The following is a 21535-nucleotide window of genomic DNA, read 5'->3' as shown; positions in this document are numbered from 1 at the left end:
CCATCGCCGGACTGGTCTCCGACCGCACCGCCGCCGCCTGAACAACGCCCCAGCTCAGGCCGTCGCGTCCCCGCCGCAATCACGCACCAGCTCGTAAGCCCGTGGCATGGATCCGCAGTACAGTCCTGCCGCCCGATCGAGAGGGTTCCGCCCCGTGGACCGCCGCCCGCAGCGCGACATCCACTGGGGCGGGGAGGTCCGCGTGCGCGAGCCGGCTTGCACAGCGCCCCAGCCGGCCTGGTGGCCGCCGTCCGCGCCGCGGTGCGCCGACGGTGTGGGACGGCGGGCTTGCTCAGACGAAGTAGTGGCCCTTGCCCAGGTCTTCGATGAGGCCCGGCTCGGAGGGGCGCCAGCCGAGCAGTTCCCGGGTCAGAACGCTGGAGGCCGGCTGGTCGACAGCCAGGATCCGGCCGAGAAAACCGAAGTCCTCGGCAGGGACGGAGGCGGTCGGCAGACCGAGGTGGCGGCCGATCACCTCGGCGATCTCGCGGACCGGCACGCCCTCGTCGGCGACGGCGTGCAGCACGGAGCCGGCCGGGGCCTGCTCGAGCGCGAGGCGGTACAGGCGCGCGGCGTCCCGTACGTGCACGGCGGGCCAGCGGCCGGTCCCGTCGCCGACGTAGCCGGAGACCCCCTTGTCCCGGGCGGCGGTGACCAGGTGTGCGATGAAGCCGTGGTCGCCATCGCCGTGCACGGTCCGGGGCAGCCGCACGACGGACGGGCGGACGCCGCGTGCAGCCGAGTCGAGCGCCGCCCTGGCGTTCGCGTCCCGGCCGGCCGCGGGTGAGCCCGGGGCGGAGGTGTCGTGCTCGGTCGCGACCCGTCCGGGCACCGCGGCGGTGCCGGCGGTGACGACCAGGGGCTTGCCGGAGCCTTCCAGCGCGGCGGCCAGCGTCTCGATGGCGCGGGCGTCGGCCTGCACGGAGGCCTCGAACCGGGTGAAGTCGTGGATGAACGCGAGGTGGACGACTCCGTCGCAACCGGCAGCCCCGGCGGTCAGGGCGTCGAGGTCGTCCAGGTCGCCGCGGAGCACCTCGGCTCCGGCGGCGGCGACGGCGGCGGCCGATGAGTCGGACCTGGCGAGCCCGAGTACCTGGTGACCTGCGCCGATGAGTTCGGGGACGACGGCCGAGCCGACCCAGCCGGACGCGCCCGTGACGAATACCCGCATGGCGGTGCCTCCCAAAAGTGATGACAGGTGCTGTCATCACAGTACAGGTGATGACAGGCTCTGTCATCGTGCGGGATCCGCGTAGGATCGCGGCATGGGTCGATGGGAGCCGAACGCACGCGGCCGGCTGGCGCAGGCGGCACTGGAGCTCTATGCCGAGCACGGGTACGAGCAGACCACCGTCGTGGAGATCACCGCACGGGCCGGGCTGACCGAACGCACCTTCTACCGCCACTTCGCCGACAAGCGCGAAGTGCTGTTCTTCGGCACGGAGATGGCGAAGGACCTGCTGGCGCGGACCGTCGCCGACGCACCGGCCGACGCGTCGGCGATGGACGCGGTGAGTGCTGCCCTCGAAGCCCTGGGCGTCGAGTTCCAGGAGAATGCCGAACGCGTCAGACTGCGGGACGCCGTCGTGTCGGCCAACGCGGACCTCAGGGAACGCGAACTGATCAAGCTCGCGGGGCTCGCCGAGACGATGGCCGACGCCCTGCGCGACCGCGGCACTCCCGAGCCGGCCGCGAGCCTGGCCGCCGAGACGGGGATCGCCGTGTTCAAGGTCGCTTTCGCGCGCTGGATCAGCGAGCCGGGCCGACCGGACCTGCCGGGCATCCTGCGGTCTTCAACGTCGGAACTGAGGAACGTGCTCGTGGAACGCACGCCCGCCTGAACGGACTCCGGGCCCTCGCTGCTCCCATACCGGCGCAACGGCCGCTCGGGCCGGGCAGGCCGGAGGCACGCGCACCGGGGTGGAAAGCCACGCGGCAGGCCTGAACCTTCGCGGATCGATCATGTGGTTGAGGCCCCTGACCTCAACCACATGATCCGAACCGTGAACAGCCGGCCGCAGCATCGCCGGGTTCAGACACGCGGCGGCGTCATCGAAGGCAGCCGGGCCTCGAGCGCCGCCGCCAGGCTTTCACCTGCGGCCAACCCGCTCCTTCCACCTCGATGGCGTCCATGGTGCCGGCGGCGATGCTCAACCGAAGAAGGCCGCCGTCGCTCCCTCGGGAACGCCGGCAGTGCCGGGTTGTCACGAGTCGGCGAGATCGATCAGTCCCCGGCCCCAGGTGTCGGTGTCAGGCGTGCCACCCGTTCCTGGCGGCGTACTTGAGCCTGTTCATCGCCGTGGCGGAGTCGAGGGTCTTGTCCTTGGGGAGCAGCAGCGCCATGACCGCCGCCACGAACGGCGTCGCCATACTGGTGCCCTGCAGCACCACGTGGTCCTGATCCACTGCGGTCAGGGAGCCCAATTGCCGCGCGCATAACCTCCACCAGGAACGGAGTACTTGCGCAGCGGTCACGCGTGGTCGGACATCGACCCACCGGCCGGCGGCTCCGGGTCGAGCCCCAATCCTCAACACACTGCGGCAGCCATCGCAATGACCTGTTCCACGGTGAGACCGCGGTTGAGATCTCATCGGGCACACGTCGGGCGAGGTCCGTCATCACCCGTTGTCCCAGGTAGCGGCTAGGGTTCGCCCGTGAGCGTTCCCGAGGTCATCCCGATCCGACACGAGCCTGATCACCGCACGAGCACCATCGGGCGGTGGCAGGGCGGTCAGTTCTTCGCATCGGTCACTGCGGCCTTCCCCGAGGGCTGGAGCGACGACGACTGGCAGTCCCAGAAGCGTTGGTGCGCGGTGCTCCATCGGTTCGACGAGGCCGGTAGCCATCTGGACTCGCGCATCCGGTTCACCGGCACCACGGCTGACGGCGAAGAGCAGGCGATCACGGCCGCACGCCGACTGCTTGCCGAGTGGCTGGACGCTCTGCCGGATCGGCGGTACCAGGACGTCGCGATCGCACCTTTCGTCGTCCGGTTCGAGGGGGCCCTGTTCGGCCTGGTCCTGGAGGAAGACGAGGACGAGGGCGAGGAGGACGACGGTGTGTGGGCCGAGTTCTATCCGGACGGGCTAGGTCTCCAGGCTCCCTGGAACGGTTGCTACGACACCTGAGCCCGAGTCGGCGAGGAGCCGCGGGCCGCTCCGGACGGCTTCTCGGCCTCGGGCCGGTCGGCGCACCATCACGCCGATCATCGCCCGGCGGGTCATCGCCTCCGAGTGGGCCGGGCCGGTCTCGTAGTCCCGGGCAAGGCGCCGGTGGGCGGTGAGCCACGAGAAGGTCCGCGCTACCGCCCACCGCTCGGGCTGGACCTGGAAGCCGCGCCGGTCAGGTTCCTTGCGGACGATCTCCAGGTCACGGCCGAGGATCCGAGCCCTCGGCCTGCCCGCCGCCGACAACCCCGTCACCGCCGCCCTTCAGGCAGCGGCCACCGGCCACGGCAGCGAACACGACGTCCTCGCCGCCGTCCTGGCCCACACCTGGATCGCCCCTGGTCGCCCCGACGGTTGCCCGGTCCTCAGCATCTACACCGGCCACACCCCCACCCCCGGGCGACTGGCACGGCCGGCGCACCCTCGCCGCCCCGAACTCCTCGCCGCTGCGCCCACCGGGGCTGACCTGTGGATCGACCCGGCAGCAACCTGTCCGTCACCGTCCCCGCCGCCGACCTCCACTGAGCCGGCGACGTCGCCGCGCCGCTCGCACCGGGCCGTGAACGGGCCGGGTGCCCGGTGTCGATCACCGAGCACCCGTCCCGCCCTGATCACGCCGTGGTACGGCGGGTGGCCCGCTTGGCCGGCGCCGCCTTCTTGGCGGCCGGGGCGGTCCTCTTCACGGGTGCCGTCGACTTCTTCGCTGCGGGGGTGGCCTTCCGTGCCGTGGTCTTCTTGGCGGGCGTCGCGGTCTGCGGGGCCGCGGCGGTCGTCTTCCTCGTGGCGGTCTTCCGCGTGGTGGTCTTCTTCGCGGCGGCCGGTGCGGTGCCGACCGCTGCTGCGGTGCGCTTCGCCGTCGTCCGCTTGCGAGCGGGTGCGGCGGTGGCGGCCTTCCCTGCGGTGAGGGAGCCCTTGGGGGCCTTGGCCGTGGCCGGGCCGGACTTGGGCAGCTTCTTCGCACCGGAGACCAGGTCCTTGAACCCCTGGCCCGGGCGGAAGCGCGGAACCGAACTCTTCTTGACCCTCACGCGCTCGCCGGTCTGCGGGTTGCGGGCGTAGCGGCCGGCGCGCTCCACCTTCTCCAAGGTGCCGAACCCGGTGACCTGCACTCGCTCCCCGGCCACCACGGCGCGAACCATGACGTCGAGCACCGCGTCCACGGCGTCCTCGGCCGCGGTGCGGCTGCCGAGCTGCCCGGCCACCGCCTCGACGAGCTGTCCCTTGTTCATGACGACGACTCCGAACCTATTGTGGATAATTGTGCTATTTCATCCTCAACATAGGCTCCGCGTGCGGATCCCGCCCGCCGACCGGCGGCGGCGTGCACCGGGCTGGGCCCGGCGCCGTCCCGCCGGCAGCTGCCCTCGATCGTGCCGGCCGTCGCCGCGGGCGTTGACTTGTCATGGTGTCGGCCAGGCGCTGTTCGGTGCGCTGCACCCCGTGGCCGGCCACCGGTCACCCGGCCGCCCGGCGCGGCGAACCGCCTGCCAGCAGCCGGGCTGCGGAAGCCAGCACCACTGCGACGGCCGCCACCCAGGGCAGCAGCCTCGGAACTCCGCCTGCCTGCTCCCACAGGCTGAACAGGCTGAAGGAGGCGGTCAACGGCAGCACCGCGATCCCCGCGGCCGCGGCGCGGAGCCGGCCGCGCGCCGCGCACAGCACCAGAAGCAGCAGCGGCACGATCAGCAGGACAACCGGCCACCAACCGTCCATCAGATGGCGGGTGTCGTAGCCGCCCTGGGCCCGCGTCGCCGCGAAGCCCGCGGCCGCCCCGGCGAGTACCAGCAGCCGGGAGTGCCGCCCCGGTGGCTCGAGCAGGTCCGGCGGCGCGGCGGCGAGCAGCGCACCGCCCGCCAGGTACGGCACGAGAGCGGTCGCTCCGTACACGAGAAGCCAGCTGTCCTGCACGTCAGCGGCAAGCAGGCCGATCCGGAGCGCACCGAGCAGGGCCACGCCGAGGGCCAGCACCCGCACGGCCCGCCAGGCGCCGAGCGCCGCCGCGGCGGCGAGCAGCGCGGGGACCACCGTCAAGCCCAGCACGGCGAGATGGCCGGGCACTTCGGTCCAGGGTGCGGCCAGGCCCGCCCGGGCGGCGATGCCCACCTCGCGGGTGCGCGGGTCGCCGAGGCCCGGGAAGGCACCGAGGCCCAGCAGCGCACCGGCGAGCAGGGGAGCGGCGGCGGCGAGTACTTGGCCGCCGAGGGTGCTGGCGGTCAGGCCGGTGCGCAGCCGCAGACCGTAGGCCGCGAGGTCCAGCGCCTCGCGGGCGGTGGCCAGCCGGCCGGCTCCGGCGGTGGTGTCGGCGAACACCTCGGCGAGTTCGGCCCCGCGGTCGCGGCGGTAGCGCGCCGGGTAGAGGGCCATGACGGTGCGCAGGGCAACCGCGCGAGCGGTCATGCCAGCGCCCCGCGCGGGTGGGCCGCCGAGCCGCCGAGGCGCCGCTGCGCTTCTGCGGCGACGGCGCGCAGCCGCTCGACCTCGGCGGTCAGCACCTCGCGCCCGGCAGCGGTGAGGGCATAGCTGCGGCGGGCCCGACCGTCGACCACCTCCTCGGCGGCGACCTCGATCAGGTCCTGCTGGAGCAGCCGGTCGAGCGCCCCGTAGAGGGTGCCGGTGCGCATCCGCACCCGCCCCCCGGAGATGGCGTCGACCTCGCGGATCAGCGCGTATCCGTGCCGGGGGGCGTCGGCGAGGGCGGTGAGCAGCAGCAGGGTGGACTCCTGCATCGCGCGTTCTGTCATGCGACTACATATACCGCTGAACGGCATATGTGTGCCAGCGCCCTCCTACCCGCGCCACGGTCCACCGCGCTCCCGCCGGACCGCACCGAGCACCCCGGCCAGCAACGGAAGTACCAGGGCGAGCAGGGCGATCGTCGGCCACGGCGCGTCGGCGAGGCCGACCGACGGCGAGCCCGGCTGTCCCGCAGCCCGTGATCGCAGCAGGGCGAAGGCCGGGACGGCGCCGCTGACGGTACCGAGCAGCGCGCCGAGCAGGGCGATCAGACCGGCCTGAAGTCCGGCCAGGGCGCGCCGGGTGCGCGGGCGGGCGCCGATCGCGGTGAGCACCGCCCGGTCGCGGCGGGCGTCGGCGGCGGCCAGCGCGGTGGCGACCACCGCTGCGCCGAGGACCACCAGGGCGGCGAAGGCGCTCAGCGCCACCCCGATCAGGCTGTCGCCGGGCCGGTAGCCGCGCTCCACCTCGAGGGTGGCGTACGGGGCGAGCCGGGCGACCGTGGCGGCGGCCCGCCGCTCGGCCTTCTCGGGGGTCGGCTTCGACGGCAGCCAGATCGACCCGGCCGGCTCCACCGACAAGCCCATCCGGCGGACCGTCTGCGCGCCGAGGAGCAGCGGCGCGTAGCGGACGGCGGCGGGCCGCTCGACCAGTACGCCCTCCACGCTCGCCTCCCGCACCACACCGGCGGCCCCCTGCATCTGCAGTCGCACCCGCCCGTCGTGCAGGTAGCCGGGGTCGGTGACCACCGCCTTCCCGGCGGCGAGCGCGGCCTCGGCAGCCGGATCGCGCAGCGCCAGCAGGTTGTGCAGCACCGCCGCATCGCCGACCGTCAGCGGGCTGGTGACGGGCCGTCCGTAGCGCTGGCCGCCCTCGGCGTAGACGGTGGCCCGGCAGCCCTGGCAGAAGACGTACGCCGCCTGGTAGATGTCGGCGCGTTCGCCGAGGTCCGGGAGGTCCTGGGCGAGCGCGGTGCGCAGCTGCGGCAGCGTCGCCCCGTCGCCGTGGACCTCCAGCTGGACCGAGTTGACGGGCCGCCGGAGCTGGTAGGCGGACCTGTCCTGGGCCTGCGAGCCGTTGGTGTACACGCCGACCGCGACCGCTCCGGCTACTGCGGCGAGCACGGCGGCCACCGCGGGCGCGGTCCGGGACCGGTGCCGGGCGGTGTCGCGCAGGGCCAGCCGGCCACCCAGCGGCAGCCTGCCGGCGAACCGGCCGCACAGGGCCAGCAGCGGCGGGGTGAGCAGCAGCAGCCCCAGCTCCGCCGTGACCGCTCCGGCCAGCACCGCCAGAGTGCGGACGGACAGCCCGGCCAGCACCGGCGCTCCGCCGACCTGCCCGGCCACCGCCCCGTACAGCGCGAGCCCCGCGCCCGCGGCAACGGTCACCAGCCCGAGCAGCGGCACCCACCGACCGGGCGGGCGAACGGTGTCGCGGTCGGTCAGCCCGGCCAGCACCTCGCGCCGTCCGGCCTGCACGGCGGGCAGCAGCGCCGCCAGCAGCGCGGTCGCCACTCCGGTCGCGGCGATCAGCACCAGGTCGACCGGACGCAGTGCCAGGTGCCCGAACCGGCTGCCGCCGGCCTGCTCGATCCACGGCCGGAGCAGCGCGACCGCTCCGCAGCCGAGCGCAGTGCCGAGCCCGGCCCCGGCCGCGCCCAGCACCAGGCCGCTGCCCAACACCACCGCGCGGACGTGCCCGGGCCGTCCGCCCGCCGCACCGATCAGGGCGAGCTGGCGCCTGGCCTGCCGCGCGCCGATCGCGAACGCCGGTCCGGCCAGCAGCGCCACTTCCAGCAGCGCCAGGCCCGCCGTGGTGGCCGCCGCCATCACCGTGCGCTCCCGCTGGTCCGCAGCGCCGAACGCCTCCTGGTGGGCCATTGCCGCCGCAGGCGGATGCAGCGCCACCTGCCGGGCGGCCACCGTGTAGCCGTAGCGGTTGAACTCCTTCACCTGCTCCCAGCCGAGCGTCGCCCCGGCGGGCAGCTCGACCAGCCAGGCGGCCTTGCGGGCGGCGGCCTCCTCTGCCTGCGCGCCGAGCGGCGCGACTCCGGCGGCGGCTTGGGCGGCGTCCAACGGCCCGTACAACTCGCCCGGGCGGGCGACCAGTTCGACCTTCCGCAGGTCGCCGGGGTGTTCCACGGCTCCGGTCAGGGTGAACGGCGCGGACTCCAGGCCCTGGACGGTGACGGTGTCGCCGATCCGCAGCCCGGTCTCCGCCAGGAACGCCCGGGTCGCGGCGGCCTCCCGCGGGGCGGCGGGTGCACGGCCGGCCACCAGGTTCGTCCGCCCCTGCCAGACCGGCCGGGTCAGGTCCGCCTCGAACGTCTCGACCGGGGTCAGCCCGTCCCGGGTGTGCACCCCCGTGACCGGCCCGGTGCGAGCCGGCACCAGCGCGCTGCCCGAGGGCAGCAACTCGCCCAGCAGCACGTTCGGTTCGGTGCCCGCCGCGCGCCGCTGCTCCGCGCTGGGCTCGGCATTCGGCGGCTGCGGCAGGGTGCGCACCCCGTCGTCCGGGAACACCGCCTGGTCGACCGTCCGCCCCGGCGCGTACGCCCCGATCAGCGCGTCGGCCCGGCCCATCTGCCGGTCCGAACGCTCGGCGGCGGTCAACTGCCCACTGCGGTGCACCACGTCCGCGCCGGCCACGCCCAGCACCGGCAGCGCGACCATGGCCAGCACCAGGGCGCTGCGGCCACGCGCCCGCCGCGCGTCCCGGCGGGCGATCCGCAGCGCGACCCGCCACGACCGGGCGCTCACCGGGCGACCTCGATCCGCTGCTGCACCGACTGGTCCGTGATCCGGCCGTCGCGCAGGAACACCACCCGGTCCGCCCATGCCGCGTGCGCCGGGTCGTGAGTGACCATCACCGCCGCGGCCCCCGTGTCGCAGCGGGCCCGCAGGACGCCCAGCACCGCCTCGCCGGTGGCGGAGTCCAGCGCCCCGGTCGGCTCGTCCGCCAGCACCAGCCGGCGCTCGCCGATCAGGGCCCGAGCGATCGCCACCCGCTGCTGCTGGCCGCCCGACATGCCGTCGGGGAAGCGGTCGGCCAGCTCGCCGATGCCCAGCTCCGCCAGCGCCGCCAGTGCCTCCTGCCGGGCGGTGCGGGTCGAGGCGCCGTCCAGCTCCCGTGGCAGCGCTATGTTCTCGGCCGCGGTCAGGGCCGGGATCAGGTTGTAGTCCTGGAAGACGTAGCCCACCGAGCGGCGCCGCACATCGGCCAGCCGGCGCCGGCTCAGCCCGTCCAGGGGCACTCCCTCCACCAGCACCCTGCCGGCGGTCGGCCGATCCAACCCTCCGGCCAGCGCCAACAGCGTGGACTTCCCCGAGCCGGACGGCCCCATCACGGCCAGGAACTCCCCGGCGTGCACCGTCAGGTCCACCTCGTGCAACGCGGACACCTCGGCCGCGCCACTGCCGTGCATTCGGCCGACCCCCTCCAGGCGCAGCACCACCTGCGTATTCGGTCCAGACATGGATCCCCCTCGGAACACCGGAACCTCTTGCATACCGAGTATGTATAGCGAGTCGAGATCAGATACTCAAGTGCACGACATAAGTAGTCTAACTGCGCATAGGCTGCCACGCGGGTCGCCCTCCGCCATGCCGGTGGGGGAGGCGGAGAGGAAGTACCGCGACTGGTGGGCGCGTTCAGTGGGCAGGCCCGCGGCCCGAGGCGGCATGCCGCTCGGCAGACAGCGCGTGGACGGCCAGGTGGTGGTCGGTCGTGCGCCGGTAGGTGACGTCGGGTCCGACGGCCGCCACATCACCCGAGACGTAGCGCCCGGTGCTGTCGTGCAGACGCGGCCAGCTTGTCGAACGCCCTGAGACCATGGCGGCGTGACGATGACTCCCGAGCACCCGCGGATCGACGCGGAACTCCAGATCGACGACGTCCGGGGCACCGACGAGGACAAGGCAACAGCTGTCGTGCGTTGCGTCCGAGGACCTGTCCGCCTCGGGGCGCGCTTCGACCGCATCCGCGACACTGCGGTCCCGATCGACCTGGAGCTGGCGGAGATCCTCTTCTACGGGCGTCCGGTCAACGAACTCGATCCCTCCCACACCGCCCTCGTGACCCTCCGCGGAGCAGGAACGCCTCTCCTTGTTTCAGGAAACAAAGCTCACGGCTGGAAGATCATCCAGGGCGCAAACCCCTCGTCGTGACTCCGCCCGCCCACAGGTTTTGACAATTGCTCCGCGCGGGTGGCCGGGGCGGGCCGTCGTCCCCGGGTGCCTGCGGTGGCCGCTGTGCTGCGCCGGACCGGTCCGGACGGCCTGCGGGCCGTCAGCAAAGCGCAGGCACGAGCAGAGCGGCTGTGCGGGCGATCAGGGGTTCGTCGGCGGTGGCATCCGCGTTCGCCTTGGTGGACAGGACGGACAGGACCAGGGGCGTTCCGTCGGTGGTCCAGGCGATCCCCACGTCGTTGGTGGTTCCGTAGCTCCCGGTGCCGGTCTTGTCCGCAAGGGCCCAGTGCGGGGGCAGGCCGGCGCGCAGGCGGGCCGCGCCGGTGGTGTTGGCGAGCAGCCACTCCGTCAGCTGCCACCGGTCCCGCGGGGCGAGTGCCGCGCCGAGGACGAGGTCGGTGAGTGTCCGCGCGATGGCGGCCGGGCTCGTCGTGTCGGTCACGCGTCCCGGCTCGGCGGAGTTCAGGGCGGGCTCCCGGCGGTCCAGACGGGTCACCCCGTCGCCGACGGACCTGCAGAAGCGGGTGATCGCCGCGGGGCCGCCCAATTCGCGGAGCAGGAGGTTGTCGGCGGCGTTGTCGCTGTGGTCGAGCGCCGCGGCGCACAGTTCGGCGATCGTCATGCCGGCCGCCAGGTGTTCGGGAGTGCCCGTGATCGGTGCGTAGCCCGCAGCGGCGACGTCCTTGCCGGTGTAGTGGATGCGCCGCGCGAGGAACTCGCCGTCCCGGTCGAGGTCCCGCAGCACGGCGGCGACCGTCATGATCTTGTGTACGGAGCAGATCGGGAACAGCTCCTTCGCGCGGTGCACCACCTGCGCGCCCGTGAGCGTGTTCCGCGCGAACACGCCCAGCCGGGCGCCGTGCTCACGCTCGAGGTCGGCCAGCGCCCGGGTGACGTCGTTTCCGCGCTGCGGTGTCCGGCTCGCCGCGCGGGCCGTTCCGCCCAGCGACATCGCGGCGGCCAGAACCGTCCCGGCACCCGCACCCAGGACTGCTCGGCGACTCGCGTGTCCCTCGGTCGTCGTCACGCTGGTATCCCCTCTGCCCGAAGTCCGTCTTGAGAAGGGGACACCTCTGAGCCCCGTTCAGTTCGTCCTGCTCCATTCGTATCCGCTCCACGTGGCGCGCGGACTTTGCCACCCCGGCTGTCGGCCGTCCGCCGGAACCCCGCGGCTTGGCTGCGGCCGCCCCACGGTTGGGTCGGGAGGACGGGTGGCGGTGTGTCAGACGAGCGGGAGCAGCAGGACGGGGTCGGTGGTCGGCTGCGGAGAGCCGGTAGCGGGTTCGGCGGAGAGGGCGAAGGCGTGGGCGCCGTCGATGCCGGCGGGCAGCAGCAGGGTGCCGTCGGAGGTGTGGAGGAGGCCCGCGGCGCGGGGTTCGCCGCCGTCGTTGAGCCCGCTGTCCAGGCCCGCCCCTCGGCCCGCTGTCCCTGGCCGAGGGGCGGGCCCGTCCGCCTGTGCGTCGGACCGGATCGGCGAACGGCCCCGCCCCGAGACCGCCCGGCCGTCGCTTTCCGGCGCGGCCGGGCACCTCCGATTCGCCGCAGCACGCGACGAGGACTGCTGTCGACGGAGCGAAGTCCCCCGACCGGACCAGCGCACCCACCGCGCGGACGGCAGTCACCGCCGACCGCATGACGGCCCGTCGGCACGGAGGTCCGTCGACCCGGTGGCAGCAGCCCGGCCGGGCGCGCCGGCAATCCTCACCCATCCGGCGCGGACGGCATCTCCGAATGCCCGGTGTGAGCACACCCGATGAGAACCAGACCGAGAGCCGGCGCCGCCTGCGCGCCCTTGCCCTCACCCGCGTGGTCGGCCGCGCCTCGGCCGCCGGCGCGACCGGACTGGCCGCGGCCGGCCTCGCCGTGGCGGTGGGCGAGATCGCCGCGGCGTTCACCGGCCCGGGCAGCGCCCCGGTGATCGCGGTCGGCTCCGCGGCGATCGACCTCACCCCCACCTGGCTGAAGGAGTACGCGGTCCGCTCCTTCGGCACCCACGACAAGGCCGTGCTGCTGACCGGGATCTACACGACGATGGCGCTGCTCGCCGTCGCGGCCGGCCTGCTGGGCCGTCAGCGGCCCCCCGCCGGCGCCGCCGTGATCGCTCTGTTCGGCGGCGTCGGCGTGTGGGCCGCCGTCTCCCGGCCGACGGCCGGCCCCGGCGACGCCCTCCCGTCCGTCGCCGCCGGAGTCGTCGGCGCCGCCGCCCTGTGGTGGCTGGCCCGCCTACTGCAGGCCGCGACCGGGCCGCACCCCGTACCCGGCCCCGCGACCGCGTCCGCACCCGAACCGGCCGTTGTCACCGATCGCCCCGCCGAGGCCACCGCAAGTCCTGCCGGAGGGACCGCAGGCGGCCCGGCACGTCGCACCGTCCTCGTCACCACCGCGGCCACGGCCGCCGTCGCCGCACTGGGTGCCGTCGGCGGCCGCCGCCTCGCGGACAGCCGCAGCGACATCACCGCCGCCCGCAACGCCGTCAGGTTGCCCGCCCCCGCCGTCCCCGCGCCGGCACTGCCGCGCGGCGCCCACCCCGACGCCCCCGGGCTCACTCCGTTCGTCACCTCGAACGCCGACTTCTACCGGGTCGACACGGCGCTGACCGTGCCGAGGATCGACCCCCGCGACTGGTCCCTGCGGATCCACGGCCTGGTCGACCACCCGACCGTCCTCACCTTCGACGAACTGCTGCGCCGGCCACTGGAGGAGATGGACTACACGCTGACCTGCGTCTCCAACGAGGTCGGCGGTACCTACGCGGCCACCGCCCGCTGGCTCGGCGCCTCCCTGCCCGCGCTGCTGCGCCGGGCCGGCGTCCGCGCCGGGGCGGACCAGCTGGTCGGGCGTTCCCGCGACGGCATGACGATCGGCACGCCGCTGGAGTCCGTCCTCGACGGCCGCCGGGCCCTGCTGGCGGTGGGCATGAACGGGGAGGCGCTGCCGGTCGCGCACGGCTTCCCCTGCCGATCCCTGGTGCCGGGCTTCTACGGCTACACCTCGGCCACGAAGTGGCTGGTCGACCTGGAGGTCACCCGCTTCGCCGCCTTCGACCCGTACTGGGTGAGGCGCGGCTGGGACCGCACGGGGGTGGTGACGACGGCCTCCAGGATCGAGGTCCCGGCACCGTTCGCCCGCGTGCCGCGCGGCGACGTCCTGCTGGCCGGCACCGCCTGGGCGACCCACCGCGGGCTCGCCGCCGTCGAGGTCCGGGTCGACGGCGGGTCGTGGCAGCAGGCCGCCCTCGCCGCGGACGCCGGTCCGGACCTGTGGCGGCAGTGGTCGCACACCTGGCACACGGCAGCACCCGGGACCCGCCGCATCGAGGTCCGCGCCACCGACGCGCTCGGCCGGACGCAGCCCGAGAACCGCAAGCCCCCCTTTCCCTCCGGAGCGACGGGCTGGCACAGCACCGTCGTCACCGTCACCTGACACGCCACCACGAACACCTCAGGAGCACCCCATGTCCCGTCTCTCCCGCCCGAAGTCCTTCGCCGTCCTGCTGGCCGCAGGCTCCCTCGCCCTCGGTGCGAGCGCGTGCAGCAGCAGCGGCGGGGGATCCACCGCCGCACCGGCCGCGGCCGCGTCCACCGCCGCGTCCCCGAGCACGAACTCCGCCGCGCCCACGGCCCGGCCGTTCGGCGCGGCCTGCTCCGCCGTCCCCGCGGACGGCACGGGCAGCTTCGCCGGCATGGCCCAGGACCCGGTCGCCACCGCCGCCTCGAACAATCCGCTGCTCTCCACCCTCGTCACCGCCGTGACCCAGGCGGGCCTGGTCGACACCCTCAACTCGGCCCAGAACATCACGGTGTTCGCGCCCACCAACGACGCCTTCGCCAAGCTCCCCAAGGCGGACCTGGACGCCCTCCTGGCCGACAAGGCGAAGCTCACCAAGATCCTCACCTACCACGTCGCCCCCGAGCGGCTCGCCCCCACCGCCCTGCCCGGCGACCACAAGACCCTGCAGGGCGGCACCGTCACCGTCACCGGCTCCGGCGAGGAATTCACCGTCAACGGCAACTCCAAGGTCCTCTGCGGCAACGTGCAGACCGCCAACGCCACCGTCTACATCGTCGACACCGTGCTGATGCCGACCTCCTGACCTCACCGCGAGGGGTGATCCCGGAAGTCGCACCCAACCGGGCGGCGGGCGGCCCCGAAGAAGACATGTGACGGGGCGACGGGCACCGAGTCCACCCGCAACCGTCCGACGGCGTTCCACGACCGACACGGTCACCACAGACGAGGAGCACTCATGTCCATCGCACTGTCCCGCAGCAAGGCCCTCGCCGCCCTCCTCGCGGCCGGCGCGCTCGTCCTCGGCCTGAGCGCCTGCGGCAGCGGAGCCTCCTCCAGCAGCAACGCCGCCTCCGGCCCCGCTGCCACCGCCGACGCGGCCTCCGCCATGCCCGACGCGGGCAACGGCGCGGGCAACGGCGCGACGGCGGCGGCCGCCGCCCGGCCGTTCGGAGCCGCCTGTGCCGCCGTGCCGAAGGACGGCGCGGGCAGCTTCGCCGGCATGGCCCAGGACCCGGTCGCCACCGCCGCCTCGAACAACCCGCTGCTCTCCACCCTGGTCACGGCGGTCACCCAGGCTGGCCTGGTGGACACCCTCAACTCGGCCCAGAACATCACGGTGTTCGCGCCCACCAACGACGCCTTCGCCAAGCTCCCCAAGGCGGACCTGGACGCCGTCCTCGCCGACAAGGCGAAGCTCACCAAGATCCTCACCTATCACGTCGCCCCCGGGCGGCTCGCCCCCACCGCCCTGGCCGGCGACCACAAGACCCTGCAGGGCGACTCCGTCGAGGTCACCGGCTCCGGCCAGGCCTTCACCGTCGACAACGGCGCCAAGGTGCTGTGCGGCAACGTGCAGACCGCCAACGCCACCGTCTACATCGTCGACACCGTGCTGATGCCGGCCTCCTGACCTTGCCACCCCGTCGCCCCGGCCCCGGACCCGGTGTCCGCGGCCGGGGCCGCGCGGCACCGGCGCCCGTTCCCACGCGCCGACACGCGCCGACACGGGCGGCCCGCTGTCAGCCGGGCCGGTTCGGCCGCGTCAGCCCCATGTCGTAGGCGAAGATCACGGCCTGGACGCGGTCCCGGGCGCCGATCTTCGCCAGGACCCGGCCGACGTGCGTCTTCACCGTCGACTCCGACAGCACCAGGCGCCGCGCGATCTCACCGTTCGTCCAGCCCCGGCCGACCGCGACCAGGATCTCCTGCTCCCGGTCCGTCAGGGCGCCCAGCCGCGGATCCCCTCCGGGCCCGCCGGGCGGTCCACCCGGCAGCCGGTGCGCATAGGTGTCCAGCAGGCGCCTCGTCACCGCCGGCGCCACCACGGCGTCCCCCTCCGCCACCGCGCGGATCCCCGCCAGCAGCTCCTCGGGACGCGCGTCCTTCAACAGGAATCCGCTGGCCCCGGCGCGCAGCGCCGCATGCGCGTACTCGTCGAGGTCGAACGTGGTAAGGACCAGCACCCGTGAGCGGCCGCCGGCGGCCACGATCAACCGGGTCGCCTCGATACCGTCCATCCCCGGCATCCGGATGTCCATCAGCACCACGTCCGGCCGCAGCTCCGCCGCGAGCCGCACCGCCTCGGCCCCGTGCCCGGCCTCGCCGACCACCGCGGTGTCCGGCTGGCTCTCCAGCAGCATCCGGAACCCGTACCGCTGCAGCGGCTGATCGTCCACGATGAGGACCGTCGTCACGCCGGACCGCCCGCAGCGTCGACAGCGTCGAGAGCCGGCGCGAGATCCATGTCGGCCACCACCGACCATCCCCCTCCGGCCGCGGGCCCCGCCACGACCGCGCCACCGTACAGCGCGGCCCGTTCCCGCATCCCGGCGATCCCGTGTCCCTCGCCGACCGGCCGGACCGCGGCCGCACCGCCCGCCGGGCCACTGTCGTCGACGCGCAGCCGCAGCCGGCCGGTGTCCGCCGTCACCGTGACCCGCGCCCGCGTCCCGGGCCCCGCATGCTTGAGCGCATTGGTCAGTGCCTCCTGGACGATCCGGTACGCCATCACCTGCACCCCGCGGTCCAACCCGTCCAGATCACCCTCGGAACGGTAGGCCACCTGCGGCCCCGCCGCCCGGATCCGCGTACACAGCCCGTCGATGTCGGCGATGCCCGGCTGCGGCGCCAGCTCCGGCCCGCCGTCCCCGCGCTCCCGCAGCACACCGAGCATCCGCCGCAGCTCACCCAGCGCCTGCCGTCCGGCGTCGCCGATCAGCACCAGCGCCTCCCGGCCCCGCTCCGGCGAGGCCTGCGCCGCGTACGCGCCGCCGTCCGCCAGCGTGATGATCACCGACAGGTTGTGGCCGATGATGTCGTGCATCTCCCGCGCCACCCGCGTCCGCTCGGTCGCCGCCGCCAGCCGACTGCGCTGGTCCCGCTCGATCTCCAACCGCGCCGCACGCTCACGCAGCCCGGCCAGTTGCGCCCGCCGGATCCGTACCGCGATCCCCAGGGCGACGGCCGCCGTCGCCGCGGCGAACAGGAAGAACAGGCTGTCCCACACCGACACCGCGGCGGACAGCCGCACCGCGACCAGCGCCGTGCCGCAGGCCGCCGCGCCGCACGCCCACGCCAGGTGCCGCAGCCGCCCGTGCAGTGCCAGGCTGTACAGCGCCACGAGCAGCGCCACGTCCGCGCGCAGCGCCGCGCCGATCGCCCACTGCAGCACGAACACCGCCAGGACCGCGGCGAACGCGGCCGTCGGCCGCCGCCGGCGCCACAGCAGCGGCACCAGCAGGCCCGCCTGGAGGGCGAGCGTCGCGGGCACCGGCAGCGGGGTGAAGGCGATCCGGTGCTCGCGCGGGCCCTCGCCCCCGTCGCCGTGCACCAGCTCGGGCAGGCAGAACACCAGGAACACGACGGCGACCACCGCGGTGTCCAGGATCCACGAATGGTCGCGGTCCACCCGCCGCAGGCGCTGACCCGCGCGGGCGAGACGGACGAAGAAGGGGTGGCCGGACAGCGGGTCGCCGCCCCCGGCCCCGGGCACGGCCGGGCCGAAGGCGGCGCTCTCCTCGTGGTTCACGGATCTCACCTGATCGTGGTGGGCGGGAAGGCGGCCGCTGCGCCCGGCCCGCGCCGGGCGCCGCGACGCGCAGTGTCTCAGGCGTCGCTGCGCACGAGGCGGACGGCCGCAGCGGCGAGCGCGGCCACCGTCCACAGGCCGAAGACCATCAGGCCCGCGGTCGGGGACAGCGTCGTCGTGTCGTGGTGCAGGGTGAACATCGCCTCGCCCGCGTGGCTGGGCAGGTAGGGGCTGATGTCGTCCTGCCACGAGCTCGGCAGCAGCGAGACCAGGCCCGGGACCAGCATCAGCGAGGCCACCAGGACCGAGATGCCGCCGGCCACCGACCGCAGCAGCGCGCCCAGCGCCACGCCGATCACCCCGACGAGCCCGAGGTAGAGCCCCGCGCCCAGCAGGCTGCGCACCACGCCCGCGTCGGAGAGGGTCATCGCGGCGCGGGTGCCCGAGACGATGCCGCTGTCGGCGAGGAACGTGGCGAACACCCCGGCGGTGCCGAGTAGCAGCGCGACCGCGCCGAACACCGCGGCCTTGGACCACAGCACCGGCAGGCGGCGCGGCACGGCGGCCAGGGTGGAGCGGATCATGCCGGTGGAGTACTCGCCCGCGGCGACCAGGACACCGAGGACGCCGAGGGCGAGCTGGGCGAAGTTGGTGCCGAAGAGGGAGAGGCTGAGGGCGGTGGCGTCGGCGAAGTCGCGGTCCATGTGCCGGCCGGAGGTGATCCGCGACTTGAACTGGTAGGCGGCGATCAGGCCGAACGCGATCAGGAACAGCAGGCCCAGGCCGAGCGTGATCCAGGTGGAGCGCAGCGACCACATCTTGGCCCACTCCGAGCGCAGCACACGGACGGAGGTCACCTTGTAGGCGGGGCGGGCGGGTCGCCCGGCGGCGGGCGCCGGGGCCTGGCTCGGTGCGACGGTGCTCATGCGGCACGCTCCTGGGATTCGATGCCGGTGGTGGAGCCGTGGTACTCCACGGCGTCCCGGGTCAGGTCCATGAACGCCTCCTCGAGGGAGACCGTGCGGGTGGCGAGCTCGAACAGGGCGATGCCGTGCTCGGCGGCCTTCAGGCCGATGGTGCGCGCGGCAAGGCCGGTGACGAGGAGTTCCTCGGAGCCGGCCCGGCCGGTGATCTCCACGCCGGGGCCGGCCAGGACCTCGCGCAGGCGGCCCGGGTCGGCGGTCGCGACCTTCACGACGTCGCCGCCGGCCTGCCGGACCAGGTCCTGCACGGTGGTGTCGGCCAGCAGCCGGCCTCGGCCGACGACGATGAGGTGGTCGGCGACCAGGGCGACCTCGCTCATGAGGTGCGAGGACACGAAGACGGTCCGGCCCTCGGCGGCGAGGCCGCTCAGGAGGTTGCGGATCCACAGCACGCCCTCCGGGTCGAGGCCGTTCACCGGCTCGTCCAGCATCACCGTGGCCGGGTCGCCCAGCAGCGCCGCCGCGATGCCCAGCCGCTGGCCCATGCCCAGGGAGAACGCGCCGGCGCGCTTCTTCGCCACCGACTGCAGGCCGGTGAGGCCGATGACCTCGTCGACGCGGCCGCGCGGGATGCCGTGGGTGTGCGCCAGCGCCATGAGGTGGTTGAACGCGGACCGGCCGGGGTGGATCGACTTGGCCTCCAGCAGTGCCCCGACCTCCTGCAGCGGCGCGGAGTGCGAGGCGTAGCGGCGGCCGTTGACGGTGACCGAGCCGCTGGTGGGCGCGTCCAGGCCGACGATCATGCGCATCGTGGTGGACTTGCCGGCGCCGTTCGGCCCGAGGAAGCCGGTGACCGTTCCCGGCCGGACGGTGAAGTCCAGTGCGTCGACCGCGGTCTTCTCCCCGTACCGCTTCGTCAGCTGGTTCGCCTCGATCATCGGTCACCCCTACGTCGTTGCGGGCCGGACCGTCCCGACCGCTCACCAGCAACGTTAGGTTCGCCGCGGGCGCGGACCGTGGTACCGCGGGCTGATCATCGAGGGCCGTGTAGTACCGCGGTACGACGCGCCCGGGCCGGGCACCCCTCAGGGAACGGTGGCTCAGGGAACGGGGGCCGGTTCGCGGTGCGGGGTCCAACGCAGGTGGACGGCGCGGTCGTCGTGCTCGGCGCGGAGCAGGGAGAGCCGCGGCCGGACCGCGTCCGTCCGCGCGGTCGGCGGCTTGCGGCTGCCGGCCCGGAACGGCAGCGGCCAGTCCGCGGCGGGGCCGCGGTAGTCCTGCTCGGCGGCCGCGTGCAAGGTCCACTGCGGGTCGTACAGGTGGGTCCGGCCGAGTGCGCAGAGGTCGGCGCGGCCGGCCAGCAGGATCGAGTTGACGTCGTCCCAGGAGGCGATGGCGCCCACCGCGATGACGGCCGCGCCGGCCCGGGCGGCGACCTCGTGCCGGATCCGGTCCGCGAACGGTGTCTGGTACGAGCGGCCGTAGGCGGGGCGTTCGTCCTTGGTGACCTGGCCGGTGGAGACGTCGATGGCGTCGGCGCCGTGTTCGACGAAGGCGCGGGCGATCCCGACGGCGTCGTGCTCGGTGTTGCCGTCCGGTGCCCAGTCGGTGGCCGAGATCCGGACGATCATCGGTCGGTCGGCCGGCCACACGGCGCGGACCGCGTCGAAGACCTCCAGCGGGAAGCGCAGCCGGTTCTCCAGCGGGCCGCCGTACGCGTCGGTGCGCCGGTTCGCCAGCGGCGACAGGAAGGAGGAGAGCAGATAGCCGTGCGCGCAGTGCAGTTCGAGCAGGTCGAAGCCGGCCTCGGCGCCGCGCCGGGCGGCGGCGGTGAACTCGGTGGTGATCCGGTCCATGTCGGCCCGGGTGACCTCGCGCGGGACGGCGGAGCCGGGCCCGTACGGCAGCGCGGACGGGCCGACGACCTCCCAGTTGCCCTCCGCCAGCGGGGCGTCCATGCCCTCCCACATCAGCCGGGTCGAGCCCTTTCGGCCCGAGTGGCCGAGCTGGAGGCCGATCCGGGCGGTGGTGCGCGCGTGCACGTAGGAGACGATCCGGCGCCAGGCGTCCTGTTGCCCGTCCGTCCACAACCCGGTGCAGCCGGGCGTGATGCGGCCCTCGGGGGAGACGCAGACCATCTCGGTCATCACCAGCCCGGCACCGCCCATCGCGCGGGAGCCGAGGTGGACGAGGTGGAAGTCGCCGGGCACGCCGTCGACGGCGGAGTACATGTCCATCGGGGAGACGACGACCCGGTTCTTCAACTCCAGCTGCCCCAGCCGGAAGGGCTGGAACATCGCCGGCACCACTTCGGCCGCCCCCTGGGCCTCGGCGAAGGCCGCGGACACCCGGTCGGCGAACTGCGGGTCGCGGGTCCGCAGGTTGTCGTAGGTGATGCGGCGGGAGCGGGTCAGCAGGTTGAAGCAGAACCGGGTCGGCTCCTGGTCGACGTACATGCCGAGGTTCTCGAACCACTCCAGCGAGGCCTGGGCGGCGCGTTGGGTGGACTCGACGACCGGCCGCCGCTCGGCCTCGTAGGCCGTCAGCGCGCCCGGCAGGTCCGGGTGTTCGTGCAGGCAGGCGGCGAGCGCCAGGGAGTCCTCCATGGCGAGCTTGGTGCCGGAGCCGATGGAGAAGTGCGCGGTGTGCGCGGCGTCGCCGAGCAGCACCAGGTTGCCGTGGTGCCAGCGCTCGTTGCGGACGGTGGTGAAGGTGAGCCACTTCGAGTTGTTCGCCAGCAGCCGGTGGCCGTCCAGCTCCTCGGCGAAGACGCCGCGGATCCGCTCGACGGCCGGCTCGTCGGAGACCCCGGGCGGCAGGCCCGCCGCGTCGGCGGTGTCGAAGCCGGCCCGCCGCCAGACGTCCTCGGGCAGCTCCACGATGAAGGTGGACCCGGAGTCCGAGTACGGGTAGCCGTGGACCTGCATCGTCCCCCACTCCGTCTCCTTGACGAAGAACTGGAACGCCTCGAAGACCAGGTCCGTGCCGAGCCACATGTACTTGTTGCGGCGGGTGTCCAGGGCGGGCCTGAACTCCTCCGCGTACGCCTGCCGGACGAGGGAGTTGGCGCCGTCCGCGGCGACCACCAGGTCGTGCGAGGCGCACAGCTCCGCCGTGTCCGGGGCGGGGGTGCCGAAGCGCAGGTCGACGCCCAGGCCGAGGCAGCGCTCCTGGAGCAGCCGGAGCAGCTCCCGGCGGCCCAGCGCGGCGAAGCCCTGCCCGCCGACGGTGTGGCTGCGGCCGCGGAGGTGGATGTCGATGTCCGTCCAGCGGGCGAAGCGGTCGGACACCGCGGCGGCGAACTCGGGGTCGGCGTTCTCGATGCCGCCGAGCGTCTCGTCGGAGAACACCACGCCGAAGCCGAAGGTGTCGTCCGGGGCGTTGCGCTCCCAGACGGTGACCCGGTGCGCCGGGTCGAGCTGCTTCATCAGCGCGGCGAAGTACAGGCCGCCGGGGCCGCCGCCGACGATCGCGATCCTCACGGG

The 21535-nt window shown here is 74.1% G+C and carries 20 protein-coding genes and 1 pseudogene; 6 read left to right on the top strand and 15 right to left on the bottom strand.

The annotated features are described in order from the left end of the window. Positions 1–292: 292 nt before the first annotated feature. Positions 293–1171, bottom strand: a complete 879-nt coding sequence (locus AB0P35_RS30980) for an SDR family oxidoreductase (RefSeq protein WP_363517387.1) — start codon at positions 1169–1171, stop codon at positions 293–295. A gap of 94 nt (positions 1172–1265) precedes the next feature. Here AB0P35_RS30980 and AB0P35_RS30975 point away from each other — a divergent pair, with 94 nt between their 5' ends. After that, positions 1266–1841, top strand: coding sequence for a helix-turn-helix domain-containing protein (locus tag AB0P35_RS30975; protein WP_363517384.1), 576 nt, complete (start codon positions 1266–1268; stop codon positions 1839–1841). 409 nt (positions 1842–2250) lie between these two features. Here AB0P35_RS30975 and AB0P35_RS30970 read toward each other — a convergent pair whose 3' ends face one another. After that, positions 2251–2406: a S8 family serine peptidase gene (locus AB0P35_RS30970; protein ID WP_363517381.1), complete on the bottom strand. Its 156-nt coding sequence runs from the start codon at positions 2404–2406 to the stop codon at positions 2251–2253. Between the two features lie 249 nt (positions 2407–2655). On the opposite strand from AB0P35_RS30970, the gene AB0P35_RS30965 reads away from it, so the two are divergent. Beyond that, complete coding sequence (locus AB0P35_RS30965) at positions 2656–3129, top strand: hypothetical protein (RefSeq protein WP_363517378.1); 474 nt, start codon at positions 2656–2658, stop codon at positions 3127–3129. On the opposite strand, the pseudogene AB0P35_RS30960 reads toward AB0P35_RS30965, so the two are convergent. From AB0P35_RS30960 to AB0P35_RS30935, 6 genes and pseudogenes are all read right to left on the bottom strand, one after another. Beyond that, positions 3088–3369 (bottom strand): annotated as a pseudogene (locus tag AB0P35_RS30960) (hypothetical protein); the annotation flags it as partial. The gene AB0P35_RS30965 and the pseudogene AB0P35_RS30960 sit on opposite strands and share 42 nt — an antisense overlap. Positions 3370–3779: 410 nt before the next feature. Further along, the gene (locus AB0P35_RS30955; RefSeq protein ID WP_363517372.1) at positions 3780–4397 is read right to left on the bottom strand and encodes an HU family DNA-binding protein; all 618 of its coding nucleotides are present in this window, start codon (positions 4395–4397) and stop codon (positions 3780–3782) included. Between the two features lie 226 nt (positions 4398–4623). After that, the gene (locus AB0P35_RS30950; protein ID WP_363517369.1) at positions 4624–5565 is read right to left on the bottom strand and encodes a hypothetical protein; all 942 of its coding nucleotides are present in this window, start codon (positions 5563–5565) and stop codon (positions 4624–4626) included. Beyond that, entirely contained in the window at positions 5562–5909 is a 348-nt protein-coding gene (locus AB0P35_RS30945) for a PadR family transcriptional regulator (protein ID WP_095871214.1), read from the bottom strand. The genes AB0P35_RS30950 and AB0P35_RS30945 overlap by 4 nt, the downstream gene beginning before the upstream one ends. 45 nt (positions 5910–5954) lie before the next feature. Beyond that, the gene (locus tag AB0P35_RS30940) at positions 5955–8660 is read right to left on the bottom strand and encodes an FtsX-like permease family protein (protein WP_363517366.1); all 2706 of its coding nucleotides are present in this window, start codon (positions 8658–8660) and stop codon (positions 5955–5957) included. Beyond that, positions 8657–9376 carry an ABC transporter ATP-binding protein gene (locus AB0P35_RS30935; protein WP_363517363.1) on the bottom strand — a complete coding sequence of 240 codons (720 nt, stop codon included), beginning with the start codon at positions 9374–9376 and terminating at the stop codon, positions 8657–8659. The genes AB0P35_RS30940 and AB0P35_RS30935 overlap by 4 nt, the downstream gene beginning before the upstream one ends. 364 nt (positions 9377–9740) lie before the next feature. Here AB0P35_RS30935 and AB0P35_RS30930 point away from each other — a divergent pair, with 364 nt between their 5' ends. Next, positions 9741–10067: a hypothetical protein gene (locus tag AB0P35_RS30930; protein WP_363517360.1), complete on the top strand. Its 327-nt coding sequence runs from the start codon at positions 9741–9743 to the stop codon at positions 10065–10067. A gap of 121 nt (positions 10068–10188) precedes the next feature. On the opposite strand, the gene bla is transcribed toward AB0P35_RS30930, so the two are convergent. Further along, positions 10189–11040: a class A beta-lactamase gene (gene bla / locus AB0P35_RS30925; protein WP_363517405.1), complete on the bottom strand. Its 852-nt coding sequence runs from the start codon at positions 11038–11040 to the stop codon at positions 10189–10191. Positions 11041–11310: 270 nt separating this feature from the next. Next, complete coding sequence (locus AB0P35_RS30920) at positions 11311–11688, bottom strand: anti-sigma factor (protein WP_363517357.1); 378 nt, start codon at positions 11686–11688, stop codon at positions 11311–11313. 131 nt (positions 11689–11819) lie between these two features. Here AB0P35_RS30920 and AB0P35_RS30915 point away from each other — a divergent pair, with 131 nt between their 5' ends. The 3 genes from AB0P35_RS30915 to AB0P35_RS30905 all read left to right on the top strand — a co-directional run bounded on the left by AB0P35_RS30915 (position 11820) and on the right by AB0P35_RS30905 (position 15009). Continuing rightward, positions 11820–13511: a molybdopterin-dependent oxidoreductase gene (locus AB0P35_RS30915; protein WP_363517354.1), complete on the top strand. Its 1692-nt coding sequence runs from the start codon at positions 11820–11822 to the stop codon at positions 13509–13511. Between the two features lie 31 nt (positions 13512–13542). Beyond that, positions 13543–14181 carry a fasciclin domain-containing protein gene (locus tag AB0P35_RS30910; RefSeq protein ID WP_363517351.1) on the top strand — a complete coding sequence of 213 codons (639 nt, stop codon included), beginning with the start codon at positions 13543–13545 and terminating at the stop codon, positions 14179–14181. Between the two features lie 153 nt (positions 14182–14334). Continuing rightward, on the top strand, positions 14335–15009 hold the full coding sequence (locus AB0P35_RS30905; protein ID WP_363517348.1) for a fasciclin domain-containing protein: 675 nt from the start codon (positions 14335–14337) through the stop codon (positions 15007–15009). A gap of 109 nt (positions 15010–15118) precedes the next feature. On the opposite strand, the gene AB0P35_RS30900 is transcribed toward AB0P35_RS30905, so the two are convergent. The 5 genes from AB0P35_RS30900 to AB0P35_RS30880 form a co-directional block, all read right to left on the bottom strand. Continuing rightward, the gene (locus tag AB0P35_RS30900; protein WP_363517345.1) at positions 15119–15793 is read right to left on the bottom strand and encodes a response regulator transcription factor; all 675 of its coding nucleotides are present in this window, start codon (positions 15791–15793) and stop codon (positions 15119–15121) included. Further along, complete coding sequence (locus tag AB0P35_RS30895) at positions 15790–17091, bottom strand: histidine kinase (protein WP_363517402.1); 1302 nt, start codon at positions 17089–17091, stop codon at positions 15790–15792. The genes AB0P35_RS30900 and AB0P35_RS30895 overlap by 4 nt, the downstream gene beginning before the upstream one ends. 113 nt (positions 17092–17204) lie before the next feature. Then, positions 17205–18053, bottom strand: a complete 849-nt coding sequence (locus tag AB0P35_RS30890; protein WP_363517342.1) for an ABC transporter permease — start codon at positions 18051–18053, stop codon at positions 17205–17207. Further along, on the bottom strand, positions 18050–18988 hold the full coding sequence (locus AB0P35_RS30885; RefSeq protein ID WP_363517339.1) for an ATP-binding cassette domain-containing protein: 939 nt from the start codon (positions 18986–18988) through the stop codon (positions 18050–18052). The genes AB0P35_RS30890 and AB0P35_RS30885 overlap by 4 nt, the downstream gene beginning before the upstream one ends. 162 nt (positions 18989–19150) lie before the next feature. Then, positions 19151–21532, bottom strand: a complete 2382-nt coding sequence (locus AB0P35_RS30880; RefSeq protein WP_363517336.1) for a bifunctional salicylyl-CoA 5-hydroxylase/oxidoreductase — start codon at positions 21530–21532, stop codon at positions 19151–19153. Between the last annotated feature and the right edge of the window lie 3 nt (positions 21533–21535).

The sequence above is a fragment of the Kitasatospora sp. NPDC085879 genome (assembly GCF_040686255.1).
GTDB lineage: Bacteria > Actinomycetota > Actinomycetes > Streptomycetales > Streptomycetaceae > Kitasatospora.
Note: the sequence above shows the minus strand (reverse complement) of the source record. Positions and strands in the feature narration are given on the sequence as shown.

Excerpts from the sequence above, each read along its gene's own strand:
- AB0P35_RS30980 (WP_363517387.1), bottom strand. The coding sequence starts at position 1,171 with ATGCGGGTATTCGTCACGGGCGCGTCCGGCTGGGTCGGCTCGGCCGTC.
- AB0P35_RS30975 (WP_363517384.1), top strand. The coding sequence starts at position 1,266 with ATGGGTCGATGGGAGCCGAACGCACGCGGCCGGCTGGCGCAGGCGGCA.
- AB0P35_RS30955 (WP_363517372.1), bottom strand. The coding sequence starts at position 4,397 with ATGAACAAGGGACAGCTCGTCGAGGCGGTGGCCGGGCAGCTCGGCAGC.
- AB0P35_RS30950 (WP_363517369.1), bottom strand. The coding sequence starts at position 5,565 with ATGACCGCTCGCGCGGTTGCCCTGCGCACCGTCATGGCCCTCTACCCG.
- AB0P35_RS30945 (WP_095871214.1), bottom strand. The coding sequence starts at position 5,909 with ATGACAGAACGCGCGATGCAGGAGTCCACCCTGCTGCTGCTCACCGCC.
- AB0P35_RS30935 (WP_363517363.1), bottom strand. The coding sequence starts at position 9,376 with ATGTCTGGACCGAATACGCAGGTGGTGCTGCGCCTGGAGGGGGTCGGC.
- bla (WP_363517405.1), bottom strand. The coding sequence starts at position 11,040 with ATGTCGCTGGGCGGAACGGCCCGCGCGGCGAGCCGGACACCGCAGCGC.
- AB0P35_RS30915 (WP_363517354.1), top strand. The coding sequence starts at position 11,820 with ATGCCCGGTGTGAGCACACCCGATGAGAACCAGACCGAGAGCCGGCGC.
- AB0P35_RS30910 (WP_363517351.1), top strand. The coding sequence starts at position 13,543 with ATGTCCCGTCTCTCCCGCCCGAAGTCCTTCGCCGTCCTGCTGGCCGCA.
- AB0P35_RS30905 (WP_363517348.1), top strand. The coding sequence starts at position 14,335 with ATGTCCATCGCACTGTCCCGCAGCAAGGCCCTCGCCGCCCTCCTCGCG.
- AB0P35_RS30890 (WP_363517342.1), bottom strand. The coding sequence starts at position 18,053 with ATGAGCACCGTCGCACCGAGCCAGGCCCCGGCGCCCGCCGCCGGGCGA.
- AB0P35_RS30885 (WP_363517339.1), bottom strand. The coding sequence starts at position 18,988 with ATGATCGAGGCGAACCAGCTGACGAAGCGGTACGGGGAGAAGACCGCG.